The sequence below is a fragment of the Lacticaseibacillus sp. 22 genome, assembly GCF_055413445.1.
Map to the genome: position 1 here is coordinate 1 of NZ_JBVAYD010000068.1, position 1,126 is coordinate 1,126.

The 1,126-nt window shown below is 51.0% G+C and carries 1 protein-coding gene; it reads right to left on the bottom strand.

Annotated features, from left to right (window positions below; all coding sequences use genetic code 11):
• Window positions 1-60: 60 nt before the first annotated feature.
• Window positions 61-1,077 carry an IS30 family transposase gene (locus ACWP87_RS13745; RefSeq protein ID WP_014568877.1) on the bottom strand — a complete coding sequence of 339 codons (1,017 nt, stop codon included), beginning with the start codon at window positions 1,075-1,077 and terminating at the stop codon, window positions 61-63.
• Between the last annotated feature and the right edge of the window lie 49 nt (window positions 1,078-1,126).

Here is a 1,126-nt window from a genome sequence, read left to right on the forward strand (position 1 = left end):
TCCTCAATTTTCAAGTCAAGTGCAACGATGATAACGAATTCTTGATAGTGGTCTAGGCTGTTACGCCATGCATCGGTAGTAATCGCATGGGCGAAGATAGTTCAGAATACGTCTGGGACGATGGTTCAGTGCGGATTGGACTGCTTGAATTTCAACCAGGGTAACTGCTCTGAGGGACTTCCCTTTCGGGAAGAATTCCCTAAGCAGTCCATTGGCGTTCTCGTTTGTGCCACGCTCCCAAGGCGAGTACGGATGTGCGAAGTAAATCTGGGTTCCAACAATCTCTGATAACTTGGCAAACTCGGAACCATTGTCAAAAGTGATACTCTCAAATTCCTTGGCCCCGTAGTCGTCGATCGTGTCCTGCAAGGCTTTAAGGCAGGTGTCCGCATGATAGTCAGGAATCTTGACGATGATCTCAGTCCGGCTGTACCGTTCTGTGAGCGTCATTAATGCTGGCTCATCAGCTAAGCGAATACCTTTGACCAAGTCGCCTTCCCAATGTCCCACGCCTGTGCGGTCATTCACGGCCGCAGGACGCAACTCGATTGAGTCGCCGTATATCTTCTTATTCTTGCGCTTGTGGGCGTTCTTATAGCCTTTGATGCGGCGTCGGAGCTTCTTGGGAAGTGTCATGTTGTCTAGCGCAAGCAGCCCGGCGTCGATGTAGCGATACACAGTTGTCGTTGAAGGGCAAGCCTTGCCCTGGTCGCGATAGAAGTGTACGAAGCTATCAACGCTGTGTACGCGCGGCTTACGAGTAAGCTCCCTGGCGAGAGCCTTGAAGAACGCACGGCCGGTCTTAAGAAAGGCGTAGTGACCGGTTCTATCGCGTTTACGGTCGTGCATGGCTTGGGCAGTTTCCGCAAGATAGACTTGATGCGAGTGACGCTTCGAGTCGAGCTGAGTTACAGATCCACGCGTGATTTCTCGTGAGATTGTCGCTTTACTGCGATGAAGCTTCTGTGCAATCACGGTCGCGGTGTCACCAGCAGCCTGAAGGGCCTGAATTGTAGCACGGTCGCTAAAACTGAGTTGTTGGTAATGCTTGTGGGTGTTAGTCTGAGAGTGGGTCATGAAGATTCCTGCTTTCTTGTTTAGCTAGCACTAACAAGAATAGGTCTTC